Here is a 14,174-nt window from a genome sequence, read left to right as displayed (position 1 = left end):
CCGCTGTTGCTGCGCGTTCTGACGCCTGCTGCTCTGGAATAAGTTTTACTTTCGACTGGAGAACACATGTTTCATTCTAGACGCCTGCCGGTCCATGCCGGCTTTCTGGCCGCCGCGTTTGCGGTTTTGCCTCTTGCCAACGCTAACGCTGCCGAAACCACTTACCCCCTGACGATCAACAGCTGCGGTCAGGAGATCACCTTCAAACAGGCTCCCGCCCGCACCGTATCCGTCGGCCAGAGCACGACCGAGGTTCTTTATCTGCTCGGGGTTGCTGACAAGGTGGTCGGCACGGCGCTGTGGATCGGCCCGGTTCTGAAGGGCTACGAGGAGGCCAATGCCAAGGTCGAGCGACTGGCCGATAATGATCCGAGCTTTGAGGCGGTTGTCGGCAAGAGACCCGACCTCGTAACGACCCAGTTCCAGTGGCAGATCGGCCCTGAAGGCGTCGTCGGAACGCCGGCGCAATTCGCCGAACTCGGCATTCCCGTCTATACCTCGCCTGCCGATTGCATCGGCAAGGATAATTCCGGCGGTGGCGACGGCGTGCGCAACACCGGCTTCACCATGGATCTGATCTATCAGGAAATCCGCGATCTCGCCAAAATCTTCAACGTGCAGGATCGCGGCGAGGAAGTCGTTGCCGACCTGAAAAAGCGTGAGGAAGCCGCCCGCGCCAAGATCGCCTTGGCAAATGGCAAGCTTTCGGCCGTCTTCTGGTTCTCCAGCGCCGAGCTGGATATCGACCCCTATGTGGCTGGCCGCAACGGCGCGCCCGGTTACATCATGTCCGCGCTGGGCTTAAAGAATGTCATCGAAAGCGATGAGGAATGGCCGACCGTCGGCTGGGAAACCATCGCCAAGGCAAATCCCTCCGTCATCGTCGCCGGCAAGATGGACCGCCGTCGCTTCCCGGCTGACGATGTCGCCGTCAAGCTGAAGTTCCTCGCCAGCGATCCCGTGGCCAGCATCATGCCCGCCGTCAAGGAAGGTCATGTCTTCGAGATGGATGCGCAGGCGATGAACCCGACCATTCGCACCATTGAAGGCATCGAAACGCTGGCTGAAGCGATTTCGGCTGCCGGCCTCGCCAAGTGAACGGTCTTTCCGTCCATTTCGGCAGGGTGGGACTGGCTTTCGCCGCGCTCGCCCTGCTGCTCGTCGCGCTGATGGCTGGAGCGGCCATCGGCGAGACCGCCATTCCTTTTGACGTCGTGGCGAAAACTATCGCCAACCGTGTCTTCCATGCGGGTTATCCGTTGGAGCCGCTGGATGAGGGCATTGTCTGGAGTTATCGCCTCAGCCGCGCCGTTGTCGCCGCCTGCTGCGGGGCTTCGCTGGCGCTCGCCGGGGCGGTGCTGCAATCGCTTCTGCGCAACCCGCTTGCCGATCCCTATATTCTCGGCATTTCCGCCGGCGCCTCCACCGGTGCCGTCGCTGTCGCGCTTCTGGGTTTTGGCGCGGGTTTCCTGACGATGCCGGCCGGCGCGCTCATCGGTGCTTTTGTGGCCTTTTCTCTGGTCAGCCTTCTCGCGGTGCGGGCGGGACATGGCAACAGCGCCATCATTCTGGCGGGGGTGGCCGGGTCGCAGCTGTTCAACGCCATGACCTCTTTCATCGTCACCAAATCCGCCAATGCGGAACAGGCGCGCGGCATTATGTTCTGGCTGCTCGGCAACCTCTCGGGCGTGCGCTGGCCGGATGTCTGGCTGGCGCTGCCGGTCAGCCTTGCGGGTCTTGCTGTGTGTCTCTGGTATGCCCGGGCGCTGGATGCCTTTGCCTTCGGCGGTCAAGCCGCCGCTTCACTCGGTATCCCGGTGCGGTGGGTCTATGCGGTGCTGATCTCGGTTTCGGCAATCATGACGGCCGCGATGGTGTCGCTGGTCGGCTCCATCGGTTTCGTCGGGCTCGTCATTCCCCATGCCGCGCGCATCTTCGTCGGCGTTCGCCATGGCATCTTGCTGCCGGTGACGGCACTGACCGGTGCGGTTTTCATGATAGTCGCGGATATTCTCTCGCGCATCGTCATTCCGGGGCAGGTGCTGCCCATCGGCGTCATCACCGCGCTGGTCGGCGCGCCCGCCTTCGCTTTCATCCTGGGGCAAAAGAGGGCGCGGTCATGAAGTTATCCGCCCACGGCCTGCATTTCCATGCCGGCAATATCGATATCGTGCGCGGCGTTTCGCTCAATGTCGGTTCCGGGGAGTTTCTGGGCATCATCGGCCCGAATGGTTCCGGCAAGAGCACGCTGCTTTCCATGCTGGCGGGAATTCGCAAACCACGCCGGGGGCACGTTACGCTTGGCGAGGAGCCGCTTGCCTCGCTGGGACGCCGCGACCTTGCCCGCCGGCTCGCCTTCGTGGAGCAACAGGCTGAAACGACAGAGCGCATCACCGCACGGCAGGCCGTGGAGCTTGGGCGCACGCCCTATCTCGGGCCGCTTTCCGCCTGGTCACAGAATGACGACGCCATTGTTGATGCGGCACTTGCCAATGTCGACATGGCCGACAAGGCGGAGCGCAACTGGCATCATCTTTCCGGCGGCGAACGCCAGCGTCTGCATATCGCGCGCGCATTGACGCAGGAGCCACATATCCTGCTTCTGGACGAACCGACCAATCACCTCGACATAGGCCATCAGATCGGCCTGCTCGATCTGGTGCGCCGGCAGGGCCTGACCGTCGTTGCGGCGCTGCACGATCTCAATCACGCCGCTATGTTCTGCGACCGCGTCGCCATCATGCATCGGGGTGAGATGATCGCGGTCGGCCCGCCGCGGGACGTTCTGACACCGGCGACAATAGCCGAGGTTTTCGGAGTCAAATGTGTCGTCACCACGGACGAGGGCGGCTTTTCCCATATTCGTTTTCTGCCGGCCCATGGGCGGGCCGAGCACCCAAGGAAAGTATTGGCACGATGATGATGTTGACGATGCTCGCAAACGCCGTTGCAAAGACCAGACTGTTTTGCGCCGCTGCCGCAATTGCCGTGACGGTCACGGGCTTTCCGCTTCAGGCTTCAGCCGAGACCTTCGAGGTGAAAATGCTGAACCGGGGCGAAAAGGGCCCGATGGTATTCGAGCCCGATTTTCTCGAAATCGCGCCCGGCGACCGCGTACGCTTTGTGCCCACTCACAAGAGCCACAATGCCGCGACCATCGATGGCATGGTTCCGGAAGGTGTCGAAGGGTTCAAAAGCCGGATCAATGACGAGTTCGAGACCGGGTTCGAAAAGCCGGGCTTTTACGGCATAAAATGCTCGCCGCATTACGGCATGGGCATGGTCATGCTGATCAAGGTGGGCGATGCGACCCTGCCGCAGAGCTACAGGACGGTGGACGTGCCGGGTCGCGCCAAACCACGGTTCGACGATCTTTTCGAGCAGGCGGAAAAATAAAGCGATGTCGGAGGCCCAGCTGCGGCGGTTGATGTCGCCTCAGCTTTTGCCAGTAACATCCGGCTTCACCGCACATACCGCATAACGATGCTGCAGCCCGCGCAGGACGCCTTTTAGAAGGCTGAAGTTTTTCGCCTGGGCGCGGTGAATGGCCTGAAGTTCCTGATCGATCGCGACAGGTTCGAAACCGGTCGTGCGTAACAGCGCCGCGACATCGCCGGCCCTTGCGCCCTTCGAAAAATAGACCCGCGAGAGGATGCTGTTGAAGGTATTTTCCGGGTCCGCCGGCTTGTGCGGCTGGTCCGGTTTAATGAGGCCGATGTTTTCGAGGCTGGCCGCCAGTTTCTTCACCAGCTTTTCGCGCCAGCCGGTATTCACGAAATCGCCGTCAACGATCAGAAGCCGCCCGCCGGGTTTCAAGACACGGAACCATTCGGCAAAACTCGCCTGTGGGTCCACCAGCGTCCAGACCAGATGACGGGTGATGATGACGTCGGCGCTTTCATCCGGCTCCATGGTGTTTTCGGCATCGCCGACGAAAAAGCGGATGTTGCGTCCACGTTTTTTCGCTTTTTCCCGGGCAAGGGCCAGCATCGTTTCCGACCAGTCCATGCCGGTAACCTGAAAACCGAGATCGTCCATCAGGTGTGAGATGACGCCGGTGCCGCTGGCGAGATCAAGCGCCTTGCGGCCCTCTCCGCGGCCCAGATGTTTCAGGATAAGCGCGTGCCAGGCTGCACGCTCGTCTTCGGAGAAAATTTCATGCCCGGGCGAAAGGTCGAAAGTCGCGGCGCGGCCGGACCAATAGGATTTGATTTCGTCTCTCAGACTGTCGTTTTTGCCGTATTGGATGGTATCGATCATCGGTGTTCAACTCATGTACCGGTCAGTTAAGAATGGCTCTAAAACATAAATGTTGACTAGTACAGTCAGAAAATAATACAGCCGCGCCAGTCAACACTGGAGAGCAATATCCGATGCGCATCTCAGCCAAATCTGCGGCACTTGCCCTTGGCCTTCTCGTATCCGCCGCATGGCCGGCATTCGCCGAAAAGGTCACCGTCAAGGATGTGACGGGCCGCGATGTCGAGGTCAATGTGCCCGTATCGCACGTCATCCTCGGCGAAGGTCGCCAGATTTATTTCCTGGCTGCGCTCGACAAGGAAAACCCTTTCCAGCACGTCGTTGGCTGGCGCGACGATCTGGCGAAAGCTGATCCGGAAACCTATGCCGCCTATCTCGCCAAATATCCCGAGGTTGCCAAGCTGCCCACTTTCGGCGGCATGAAGGACGGCACCTTCGACATCGAGCAGGCCGTTTCGCTGAAGCCTGACGTGATCCTGATGAATATCGACGCCAAGACGGCGACCGAAGAAGCAGGCTATATCGAAAAGCTCGCCAAGGTCGGCATTCCGCTGGTTTACGTCGATTTCCGCGAAAAGCCGATGGAAAATACCGAGCCGAGCATGCGCCTCATGGGCCAGCTGACCGGCAAGGAAAAGATCGCCGAGGACTTCATCAAGTTCCGCGCCGACTCCATCGCCAAGGTCACCGATACGCTTGAAAAGGCCAATCCGAAGAAGCCTGTCGTGTTCATGGAGCGCGCCGGCGGTTACTCCGACGATTGCTGCATGTCTTTCGGCAACGAGAATTTCGGCAAGATGGTCGAGCTTGCCGGCGGCATCAACATGGCCAAGGACATCATTCCCGGCACCTTCGGCAACGTCAATCCGGAACAGATCATCGCCTCCAACCCGGAGCAGGTCATCATCACCGGCGGCAACTGGAACGGTTATGTGCCGGGCGGCAACTGGGTCGGCGTCGGTTATGGCGCGGATCTGAAGGAAGCGCATCGCAAGCTTGAAAACCTGACCAAGCGCCCGGCTTTCACCGGTGTGCAGGCGGTGAAGGACGGCAATGTCCACGCCATCTGGCATCAGTTCTACAACAATCCCTACCAGTTCGTGGCCATTCAGGAAATCGCCAAGTGGCTGCATCCCGACCTCTTTAAGGATCTGGACCCCGAGGCGACCTTCAAGGAGCTGCATGCCCGCTTCCTGCCGCTCGACTACAAGCCCGGCTACTTCGTTTCACTGAAGGACGCCAAGTAATACAGGGACGGTGAAGGGGAGCGCCGTCCGACCGATGGATAAAGCCGCAGCCATGCGGCTTTATCGCTTTGTTTTGGAACTCAATGAGGACTTCTCATGCGGCTCAACGCTCTCAGGCATCTTGCGGTGCTGGCCTTCTCCCTTCTCGCCGTGACGGCTCGTGCCGGGGAAATCACCGATGTCACCGGGCGCAAGGTTGAGCTGGACCTGCCAGCCAAGCGCGTTATCGTTGGTGAAGCCCGTCAGGTGCACGTCATCGCGGCGCTCAAGGGCGAGCAGACCTTTGATACCATCGTCGGCTGGCGTGACGACCTTCTCAAGAAGGATCCCGACAGTTATGCCGCCTATGTCGAGCGTTTTCCGCAGATCGAGAAACTGCCGCGTTTCGGTTATGTGCCGCAGGGCGATTTCAGCCTGGAAACCGCCATCACCCTTTCGCCGGATGTGATCACCCTCAATCTGGAAGCGGAGAAGTCCGCGAAGGAAAGTGGTTTCGAAGAAAAGGCCGCCGCCGCCGGTATCAAGATCATCTATCTCGATTTCCGCATCGATCCTGAAAAGAACAGCGAAGCCTCGGTCGAGATTCTCGGCAAGCTGTTTGGCGCCGAAGAGCGCGCGAGGGAATTCATTGCCTACCGCCGTGCTGAAATCGCCCGCGTGACCGATCGGCTAGCAAGCGTCAAGGACCTGAAGCGCCCGAACGTCTTCATCGAACGTGCGCCCGGCATTTCCGGCGAAAACAATTGCTGCCGCACTTTCGGGCCAGTCAATTTCGGTGCGATGGTCGATCTTGCCGGCGGCCACAATATTGCCGACGGCATCATCAATACGACGTTCGGCGATCTCAATCCAGAGCAGCTCGTCGTTGCCGATCCGGACCATGTCATCGTCACAGGCTCCAACTGGGCGGCCGAATCCGACATCAACCAGTTCGTTCCTGTCGGCCGCGGCGCGGATATGACCCTTTCCCGCGAAAGGCTCGCCAACCTGATGAAGCGCACGCCGTTTCCTGAACTGAAGGCCGTGAAGGAAGGCAATGTCCACGCCGTCTGGCATCAGTTCTATGGCGCGCCTTACGAGTTCTTCCCGATCCAGCAATTCGCCAAGTGGTTCCATCCCGATCTCTTCGCCGATCTCGATCCCGAAAAGAATTTTGAGGAGTTTCACCGCAAATTCCTTCCCGTCACCTACAAGCCGGGCTATTTCGCCTCGCTGGAAAAAGGTTTGAACCAATGAGTTCGCTGAATGAAAGCGCGGTTGGCATCAGTGGGCGCGATCAATATCGCGCCCTTGCCGCGCGCAGGATCATCATCCTCTTCGGGCTTTTTATCGCCCTGTGTTTCAGCATGGCCGCCGACATGGCGCTCGGCCCGGCGCGCTACACGCTCTCCGAGGTTCTGGCGACCATTGCCGATCCGGCTGCCGTCGGAAACCAGCTCCGGGTGGTGATCTGGGATATCCGCATGCCGATCGCGCTGATGGCAGTCACTGTCGGCGCGTCGCTTTCGGTTGCGGGCGCACAGATGCAGACCATCCTGTCAAACCCGCTCGCCAGCCCCTTTACGCTCGGCATTTCCGCCGCGGCAAGTTTTGGTGCGGCGCTGGCGCTGGTTGGCGGCGTGGCGATCTTTCCGGGCGCGGTGCATTACATGGTGCCGATCAATGCCTTCATCATGGCCATGGTCGCGGCCCTCTTCATCCATTTCGCCTCGACGCTTCGCGGAGTGACGGTTGAAACCATCGTGCTGCTCGGCATCGCTCTGGTGTTCACTTTCAATGCGGCGCTGTCGCTGCTTGAATATCTGGCGTCTGAACAGGCGCTTGCCGCCGTGGTTTTCTGGACCATGGGCAGCCTGACCAAGGCGACCTGGGACAAGGTCTATATCACGGCTGCCATCCTCCTCGTCACCGTGCCGATGTTCATGCGCAATGCCTGGGCGCTGACGGCGCTGAGGCTCGGCGATGACAAGGCGGCCAGCATGGGCATCAATGTCCGGCGGCTGCGGTTGACGACCATGCTGACGGTCAGCCTTCTGGCGGCCATTCCGGTTTCTTTTGTCGGCACCATCGGTTTCGTCGGGCTGGTCGGTCCGCACATCGCCCGCATGGTTGTTGGCGAAGACCAGCGTTTCTTCCTGCCCGGCTCGGTGATCTGCGGCGCGCTGCTTCTGTCGGCAACCTCGGTCATCAGCAAGATCCTCATTCCCGGTGCGATCCTGCCGATCGGTGTCATCACCGCGCTTGTCGGCGTACCCTTCTTCTTCGCGCTTATTTTCGGCAACAGGAGACGCGCATGGTAGCGCTCGCACTGAGAGATGTCGGCGCCGCCTATGGGCGCATCACTGTACTCTCCAAGGTCGGCATCGATACGCTGGAAAGCGGTAGTGTTACGGCCGTAATCGGCCCGAATGCCGCCGGCAAGTCCACGCTTTTCAAACGCATCGCCAGCCTGATTTCTGGTCCCGGTCTGGTCGAGCTCTCGGACACGGCGCGTGGCAACCGCGCCATCTGCTATATGCCGCAGGATACCGGTGCGAACGCCGTGCTGACTGTCTATGAATCCGTGCTTCTTTCCGCCAAGCAGGGCGGCGGCTGGCGGGTTCACGATGACGAGCTGTTCGAGATCGACGCCATTCTCAAGGCGCTGAAAATCCACGATCTGGCTTTCCGCGGCCTCGGCGAGCTATCCGGCGGCCAGCGGCAGCTTGTTTCGCTGGCGCAGGCGCTGGCCCGCAAGCCGGAAGTGTTGTTGATGGACGAGCCGACCTCCGCGCTCGATCTCCACCGGCAGATTGAAGTTCTGGGCTTCGTTACCGATCTTGCGCAGAAGACCGGCATGATCGTGCTGATCGCCCTGCATGACCTCAACCATGCGCTTCGTTATTGCGAAAATACGATGGTGATCGCGCGCGGTGAAATGGTGGTGAGCGGCAGTACCGAAGCGGTGATAACCCCTGAAATGCTGCGCGATATCTATCGCATCGATGCCCGTATCGAGCCCTGCTCGCAGGGCAGACCCATGGTCATCGTCGACGGGGCCATCTGACCGGTCAAGACCCGGCCGCATCCGTTGCCGGGTCCGCTTGCCGACGGGCGCTTGGATTCGCAGCCTGCACAAATTCTTGATGATAAAAGTCATGAAATATCTGTTCGAGCCACGGTTTGGATGCTAGAGCTTTGGACGGCAAAACTGCGCGGCCATTCGGGGGACGGCGGGTTTGGTCGATCCCTCAAATTTCTCTCGGTTGAGACATGGGCATACGGGAAGATGACAAGCGTTATAACGCTTACGTCGCGCATAGGGTCGACCTGATCAAATATGCCACCCTCATTCTGGGGTCGCGGGCGGATGCGGAGGACGTGGTTCAGGAAGCATTCCTGAAATTCGTTCCCGAGGCCTCCGGCAATCCTTCCAATCTCAAATCCTATCTCTTCCGCATCGTTCGCAATCTTGCACTCGACAATATCAGGCGCAGCCGCCAGGACCTGAGGGAACGGCCGGACGATACGCCGTTCTGGGGCATGCCGCAGGACAGTGGCACACCGGAGGAACATGCGCTTTTCTGCGATGAAGTCCGGCAGATGCGGACTATTTTGGCCGGTCTGCCGGTTCAGGCAAGGGTGGCATTGGAAATGCACAGATTCGGTGGTTACAATATGGAGGAGATTGCGCGTCACCTCGGCGTGTCCGTGGCCAGCGCACACCGCCTGATCAAGGGCAGCATTGCCGCGATTACCAAAGAAATGAAGTAAATTGTCCTGATTGTGCCGCCCTGTGAAAAAAAACTCTTCGTCAAACGTCTTTATAGCAATGCAGAAGACGACGCTTCTCCTCCGCCCCCCAAAGGAACTGGCCCGGTTCAATGACCATTGATCCAGAGAAAAAAATTGAACTGCCGGCCGGGAAGGCGGAAGAGGCGGCCGACTGGCTGCTGCGTTTGCAGTCGGGCTCAGCCGAACCGCGGCTGAAGGCGGAATTTGAAAAATGGCTGGCGGCTGCGCCCGCAAACCGTCTCGCCTGGGAACGAACATGCAAGACGTGGCGGAACCTCGGTCTGGTAGAGCCGGAATTCAAGAGCCTCTGGGAAGACGCGCCACATCTGCCGGGTGAGGCCGCGACAAAGCCGCAGCGGCGGCGCTGGTCCGTGCGGCATTATGCCGGCGCGGCCGCAGCGGCAGCATCGCTCTGTCTTGCGATGCTGTTCGTTCCAGCATTTTTCGTTCGCCTGGAGGCTGATTATCAGACCACCACCGCTGAAAACCGCACGATAACGCTGGAAGACGGCAGCAAGGTGCAGCTTGCGGCGGCGAGCGCGCTTTCAACGGATTTCACGGATGGCCGTCGCAATGTGACGGTGCTGAAGGGTGAAGCTTTTTTCGATGTCGTGCCGGACAAAACCCGTCCCTTTGTCGTGAAGGCAAAAAGCCTGACCGTTCAGGTGCTGGGCACGGCTTTTGACGTCGACCTGACGGATGGAGTGACGCAAGTGGCGCTGGCGCATGGTTCCGTGGAAGCGTCCTTCCGCAATGAGCCGTCAACGCGGCTCGTGCCGGGCGAGATGCTGATTGTCGATGCTTCCGGCGCGATCCGCAAAGAGACTGTTTCCGTCGAGGATATTGGCGGCTGGCGCAACGGTGAACTCTACGTGGTCGATGCGACGATAGGCTCGGTCGTGGAGCAGATCCAGCGCTACCATCCGGCATGGCTGACGATGGCCGACAAGCGGCTTGCCGAACAGAGGGTGACGGGTTTTTACGATCTGCGCGATCCGGATCGCGCGCTGGAGGCGCTGGTGGAACCGTACAAGGGCAAGGTGCATGCGATTGGCGGCAGCGCCCGCATCATCACCCGTTTCTGAAACACTTCGAAACAAAAAATCATATTTATTTTCAGTAATTTATAAAATTTCTCCCGAAAGTCTGAAAAAAATCGACGAGGCAATCGTCTTTTTGTTGAGTAATCCGGTCAAGATATATCCGGAGCGAAAGACAGGAAGACGAAAGCAATATGCGCCTCCAGACATGCAAGACCGGTTCAGAGGAAAAAGCGGCAAAGCAGGCGCGCAGGGGCGTGCTGCTGGCGACAACGGCGATCGCCGTTTCATTCGCCGCGCCTATTTTTGCTCAGACCGGGACTGACACCGCAAATTCTCAGCGCCCCGGTGGTGAGCAGGGGGCAACGCGGCCATTCAATATTCCCGCCCAGTCACTATCCTCCGTCGTGGGCGCTTTCGGGCGTCAATCCGGCCTTCAGGTCACGCTTGCCACCCCGTCTGCCGGCAATGTGCGCACCAATGCCGTCACTGGCAGTTTCACGGTACGGGATGCGCTGTCGCGGTTGCTGGCGGGAACGGGGGTCAATTTCCGCATCACCGGAAACGGCAGAACCGTCATCATCGGCACGGGGCAATCGACCGTCGATCTCTCGGGGACGGAGGGGACGACGGTTCTCCAAACCATTACCGTGACCGGCAAAACCGGGCGTAATTCCATTGCCGGCTCCGGTTATCAGGGCACGCCCGACTGGGTTTATGAAACGCCTGCCAGCGTCAGCGTGGTTGGCCGTGAGGCGATCCAGTCGGCCGGCGTGCGCAACACGCGCGATGTTTTCAACCGGGTTTCGGGCGTTTATGCCGGCGAAGGCAATGGTAGTTTCCCAACCGTTTCGCCCAATGTGCGCGGTTTGCAGGAAAGCGGCCGCGTGGTCGTCTCCATTGATGGTGCGCGGCAGAATGCGCAGCGTGGTGCGGCTTTCGGCGGCGCGACGAGCTACACCGCAAGCGCCGGGCAGGGTTATGTCGATGTTGCTTTCATCCGTGCCGTCGAAATCGAGAAAATAACCAATGCGCGCTCAGGCAATGCCGGCTCTCTGGGTGGCAAGGTCGAGTTCCGCACCGTCAGCGCCGATGATCTGATTGCCGCAGGTGAGAACAAGGGTGGGGAAGTGAATGTTTCCCGCGGCACCAATGGCTATGATTTTCAGGGCTCGGTTCTCGGCGCCGTCCGCTCGCCGGATGGTCCTCTTTCCTTCGTCGCCGGCTACAGCCGCACGATCATGGATGAATACAAGATCGGAACAAAGGGTGAGGCCCGAAGCACCGCGCTGACGATGAAAGACCTGCTCGGCCGCGATGGCTGGTCCACCTTTTTCAAGGGTGAAGGCGACTTCGGCGACGTGAAGGCCTCGCTTTCCTGGATGCATCAGGAGAATGATTTCGTTCAGGGCGCGTCCACGGTGATCGACCGGGAAAGCGTGCGAAACGACAGCGTTGTTGCGAAGCTGGACTGGGACCCGGAGAGCGAGCTCATCGACTTCAAATCGTCGCTGTGGCTGAACGATAATATGACGCATGAACTTCGTGCGGCGCGCAATAAACTCGATGGAAGCGCTGGCTATGCTTCTGAAACCAATCTCGACATGGGCCTGCGCAGCTTCGGCGGTAGTCTGGAAAATACCAGTCGTTTCGACACGGTGGCGGGTGCACTCAGCCTGAATTATGGAGCGGAAGCCTTCCGGGACATCGCTACCTCCGTGGCCACGAGTGCCACAATCGTGCAAAATCCCGCTTATGCCAGCAGTTACACGGCTTTCAGTCCCGCTGGAAGGCGCGATGTCGCAAGTCTGTTTTTAAACGGGGAATTGGAGCCGGCGGATTGGATCACGCTCAGCGGCGGTGTGCGTTATGATTGGTCGCGCCTGAAAGGGTCAGCGACTTATTACAGCACCCGCAGCTATCTCATCGACACGTCTGTTGCTTGCGATCCCGTTCGTAACCACTATACGGCTCTAGACTATTTCAATCGGGTCTTTCTTCCGGCAAATCCGAGCTGGGCGACACGTTATGCGCTTTATCTCGCGCGTGCCTGGCCCAACGCCTCGGCGGGCTGCATGCCGGGAACCGGTACAACCACGCCGCCGATACCCGTCACCGAATACCCTGAGCACAATGTCGATATCGATCGCACCTACAGCGACTGGCTCCCCTCGGCCACCATCGAACTGAAACCCGTCGACTGGTTCCGCCCCTATGTGAGCTATTCCCAGAGCCTGCGTCCGCCGACAATTCTCGAGGCATTTTTCGCCGGTGCGCGTCCGGGCGATAGCGCCGGATACGAATACGCTCCGAACCAGGCCCTGCGCGCCGAAAAAGCGACGACCTATGAAATCGGTGCGAATATCAGCTTCGATGGCGTGCTGCTGGACGACGATTCCATCCGCATCAAAATGGCCGCCTTTCGCCGGGAGGTGAAGGACTACATCGCTCTCGGTTATCTCGTCACGGATCAGGTCCTCGACCGCACCTATACCAGCTTCATCAATCTTGATGGCACGACCTATATGCGCGGGCTTGAATTTGAGGGCAATTACGATGCCCGCAGTTTCTGGATCGGCGGCTCGGCGACGTTTCTGAAGACGGAATGGCCTGAAAAGACACAGGTTTTCTCCAACAGCACTACCACGACAACGGGTGAGATCGTCGCCTGGCCCGGCGATGTCGCGCCCAAGGTGAAGCTGACGCTCGATGGCGGCATGCGTTTCTTTGATGAGAAATTCTCGTTGGGCGCAAGGCTCAACCACGTCACGCCAACGCAGTCGCGCACGCTCGATACGGAGGGCAATCTGCGTGAGGTGACCGATCCCTACACGACGGTGGATCTCTACGGTTCCTACGCCTTCAACGACAAGGCCACGCTTCGCTTCGCCGTCAACAACCTGACGGACCGCAAATATATCCCGGCAGCCAGCGCCTACACGGCGCCGGGCCGTACCTTTATCGCGACGATGAACGTGAAGTTCTGAAGCGTGGAAGAAATTCTCCGGGCTGGGTTGCAGCCCGTCCCGGAGATGAAACGCCTTCGCTACAGGACGAAGGTACCTCTATTGGCCAGCAAAGGAGTACACCTATGGCTACCACAATTCAACTGACGCAGTCTTCCTCCGACCTGATCGGTTACCTCAACGGTTGGACGAGCGGTTTCGGTTCGACCTATGGTGCGTTCTACGACGCTCAGACCAGCTCTCTCGCCACCACCACCATCGATCCGAACACGACCTATGAGGCGTGGGGCGATGGCAGCTCCGGCGGCAAGGGCATCGTCATGAGCGGCGCTCTGCAGTACTCCCAGGGCAACCTGACGGGTTCGGTCGACAGCATCGTTCTCGGCACCGGCTACAGCCAGTCCACGAGCGGCATCGCCGTCAGCCAGCAGGAACTGCTGATCGATCCCGACAGCGCCTATTCGCTCGCCGGTGCTCGCGATCTTCTCGATCTCGCGGTTTACCAGCTTGCCCGCTTCGGTTCGCTGGCTGGATTCTATGATTATTTTGCCGCCACCGGCACGGTGATCGAGGACACGGCTGCCTCCAACACCCTGACCGGCTTTGCCGGCGCGGATACCTTCGTATTCTCCGGCGGTAATGATGTCGTGCAGGCCGGCCCAACCGGAACCTACGGCTATCAGGATGGCACGGATACGCTCGATGTTTCCGCCTGGGGCGCAACTTCGGTGGACGATTTGTTGTGGTATAATGATAGCGGAAATGCCGTTATCCTTTCTGCAGCAGACACTTCCGTCTCCATCACGCTGAATGGCGTTGATGCAAATGTGCTCGATGCATCGGACTTCATTTTTGCCAACGCATCGGCGCTTGCCGCGTAAAGGAAA

The 14,174-nt window shown here is 59.4% G+C and carries 13 protein-coding genes; 12 read left to right on the top strand and 1 reads right to left on the bottom strand.

Annotated elements, in window-relative coordinates:
* Window positions 1–66 precede the first annotated feature (66 nt).
* The 4 genes from MRBLRC7O_RS16405 to MRBLRC7O_RS16390 are packed head-to-tail and all read left to right on the top strand — an operon-like array spanning window position 67 to window position 3,396.
* Window positions 67–1,098 (top strand): ABC transporter substrate-binding protein, encoded by a 1,032-nt coding sequence (locus MRBLRC7O_RS16405; protein ID WP_060726927.1) that lies wholly within the window; start codon window positions 67–69, stop codon window positions 1,096–1,098.
* A complete protein-coding gene (locus tag MRBLRC7O_RS16400; RefSeq protein ID WP_003506816.1) occupies window positions 1,095–2,123 on the top strand; it encodes a FecCD family ABC transporter permease in 1,029 nt (342 codons plus the stop codon). The genes MRBLRC7O_RS16405 and MRBLRC7O_RS16400 overlap by 4 nt, the downstream gene beginning before the upstream one ends.
* Complete coding sequence (locus tag MRBLRC7O_RS16395) at window positions 2,120–2,920, top strand: ABC transporter ATP-binding protein (protein ID WP_003506813.1); 801 nt, start codon at window positions 2,120–2,122, stop codon at window positions 2,918–2,920. Before MRBLRC7O_RS16400 ends, MRBLRC7O_RS16395 begins: the two co-directional genes overlap by 4 nt.
* Entirely contained in the window at window positions 2,917–3,396 is a 480-nt protein-coding gene (locus tag MRBLRC7O_RS16390; protein ID WP_060726926.1) for a pseudoazurin, read from the top strand. The genes MRBLRC7O_RS16395 and MRBLRC7O_RS16390 overlap by 4 nt, the downstream gene beginning before the upstream one ends.
* Window positions 3,397–3,435: 39 nt before the next feature.
* On the opposite strand, the gene MRBLRC7O_RS16385 is transcribed toward MRBLRC7O_RS16390, so the two are convergent.
* Window positions 3,436–4,260 (bottom strand): class I SAM-dependent methyltransferase, encoded by an 825-nt coding sequence (locus MRBLRC7O_RS16385; protein WP_060726925.1) that lies wholly within the window; start codon window positions 4,258–4,260, stop codon window positions 3,436–3,438.
* 113 nt (window positions 4,261–4,373) lie between these two features.
* Here MRBLRC7O_RS16385 and MRBLRC7O_RS16380 point away from each other — a divergent pair, with 113 nt between their 5' ends.
* The 8 genes from MRBLRC7O_RS16380 (at window position 4,374) to MRBLRC7O_RS16345 (ending at window position 14,168) form a co-directional block, all read left to right on the top strand.
* Window positions 4,374–5,507 carry an ABC transporter substrate-binding protein gene (locus tag MRBLRC7O_RS16380; RefSeq protein ID WP_003506807.1) on the top strand — a complete coding sequence of 378 codons (1,134 nt, stop codon included), beginning with the start codon at window positions 4,374–4,376 and terminating at the stop codon, window positions 5,505–5,507.
* A 96-nt stretch (window positions 5,508–5,603) separates the two neighbouring features.
* Complete coding sequence (locus MRBLRC7O_RS16375) at window positions 5,604–6,743, top strand: ABC transporter substrate-binding protein (protein WP_020808670.1); 1,140 nt, start codon at window positions 5,604–5,606, stop codon at window positions 6,741–6,743.
* Window positions 6,740–7,807, top strand: coding sequence for a FecCD family ABC transporter permease (locus MRBLRC7O_RS16370; RefSeq protein WP_003506805.1), 1,068 nt, complete (start codon window positions 6,740–6,742; stop codon window positions 7,805–7,807). Before MRBLRC7O_RS16375 ends, MRBLRC7O_RS16370 begins: the two co-directional genes overlap by 4 nt.
* Window positions 7,801–8,553 carry an ABC transporter ATP-binding protein gene (locus tag MRBLRC7O_RS16365; RefSeq protein ID WP_003506804.1) on the top strand — a complete coding sequence of 251 codons (753 nt, stop codon included), beginning with the start codon at window positions 7,801–7,803 and terminating at the stop codon, window positions 8,551–8,553. The genes MRBLRC7O_RS16370 and MRBLRC7O_RS16365 overlap by 7 nt, the downstream gene beginning before the upstream one ends.
* Before the next feature lie 206 nt (window positions 8,554–8,759).
* The gene (locus MRBLRC7O_RS16360; RefSeq protein WP_003506803.1) at window positions 8,760–9,260 is read left to right on the top strand and encodes an RNA polymerase sigma factor; all 501 of its coding nucleotides are present in this window, start codon (window positions 8,760–8,762) and stop codon (window positions 9,258–9,260) included.
* 110 nt (window positions 9,261–9,370) lie between these two features.
* The gene (locus tag MRBLRC7O_RS16355) at window positions 9,371–10,366 is read left to right on the top strand and encodes a FecR family protein (RefSeq protein WP_020808671.1); all 996 of its coding nucleotides are present in this window, start codon (window positions 9,371–9,373) and stop codon (window positions 10,364–10,366) included.
* Window positions 10,367–10,515: 149 nt separating this feature from the next.
* A complete protein-coding gene (locus MRBLRC7O_RS16350) occupies window positions 10,516–13,308 on the top strand; it encodes a TonB-dependent receptor (RefSeq protein WP_020808672.1) in 2,793 nt (930 codons plus the stop codon).
* Between the two features lie 104 nt (window positions 13,309–13,412).
* On the top strand, window positions 13,413–14,168 hold the full coding sequence (locus tag MRBLRC7O_RS16345; protein WP_020808673.1) for a hypothetical protein: 756 nt from the start codon (window positions 13,413–13,415) through the stop codon (window positions 14,166–14,168).
* The last annotated feature ends 6 nt before the right edge of the window (window positions 14,169–14,174 follow it).

Source organism: Agrobacterium radiobacter (genome assembly GCF_040801995.1).
Taxonomy (GTDB): Bacteria; Pseudomonadota; Alphaproteobacteria; order Rhizobiales; family Rhizobiaceae; genus Agrobacterium; species Agrobacterium radiobacter.
The sequence above is the reverse complement of the archived record's forward strand: the minus strand, read 5'-3'. Positions and strand labels throughout refer to the sequence as shown.

What these genes read in the sequence shown, in the direction of transcription:
- MRBLRC7O_RS16355 (WP_020808671.1), top strand. Translation starts at nt 9,371, where the DNA reads ATGACCATTGATCCAGAGAAAAAAATTGAACTGCCGGCCGGGAAGGCG.
- MRBLRC7O_RS16345 (WP_020808673.1), top strand. Translation starts at nt 13,413, where the DNA reads ATGGCTACCACAATTCAACTGACGCAGTCTTCCTCCGACCTGATCGGT.
- MRBLRC7O_RS16375 (WP_020808670.1), top strand. Translation starts at nt 5,604, where the DNA reads ATGCGGCTCAACGCTCTCAGGCATCTTGCGGTGCTGGCCTTCTCCCTT.
- MRBLRC7O_RS16365 (WP_003506804.1), top strand. Translation starts at nt 7,801, where the DNA reads ATGGTAGCGCTCGCACTGAGAGATGTCGGCGCCGCCTATGGGCGCATC.
- MRBLRC7O_RS16385 (WP_060726925.1), bottom strand. Translation starts at nt 4,260, where the DNA reads ATGATCGATACCATCCAATACGGCAAAAACGACAGTCTGAGAGACGAA.
- MRBLRC7O_RS16360 (WP_003506803.1), top strand. Translation starts at nt 8,760, where the DNA reads ATGGGCATACGGGAAGATGACAAGCGTTATAACGCTTACGTCGCGCAT.
- MRBLRC7O_RS16390 (WP_060726926.1), top strand. Translation starts at nt 2,917, where the DNA reads ATGATGATGTTGACGATGCTCGCAAACGCCGTTGCAAAGACCAGACTG.
- MRBLRC7O_RS16405 (WP_060726927.1), top strand. Translation starts at nt 67, where the DNA reads ATGTTTCATTCTAGACGCCTGCCGGTCCATGCCGGCTTTCTGGCCGCC.
- MRBLRC7O_RS16350 (WP_020808672.1), top strand. Translation starts at nt 10,516, where the DNA reads ATGCGCCTCCAGACATGCAAGACCGGTTCAGAGGAAAAAGCGGCAAAG.
- MRBLRC7O_RS16370 (WP_003506805.1), top strand. Translation starts at nt 6,740, where the DNA reads ATGAGTTCGCTGAATGAAAGCGCGGTTGGCATCAGTGGGCGCGATCAA.
- MRBLRC7O_RS16395 (WP_003506813.1), top strand. Translation starts at nt 2,120, where the DNA reads ATGAAGTTATCCGCCCACGGCCTGCATTTCCATGCCGGCAATATCGAT.
- MRBLRC7O_RS16380 (WP_003506807.1), top strand. Translation starts at nt 4,374, where the DNA reads ATGCGCATCTCAGCCAAATCTGCGGCACTTGCCCTTGGCCTTCTCGTA.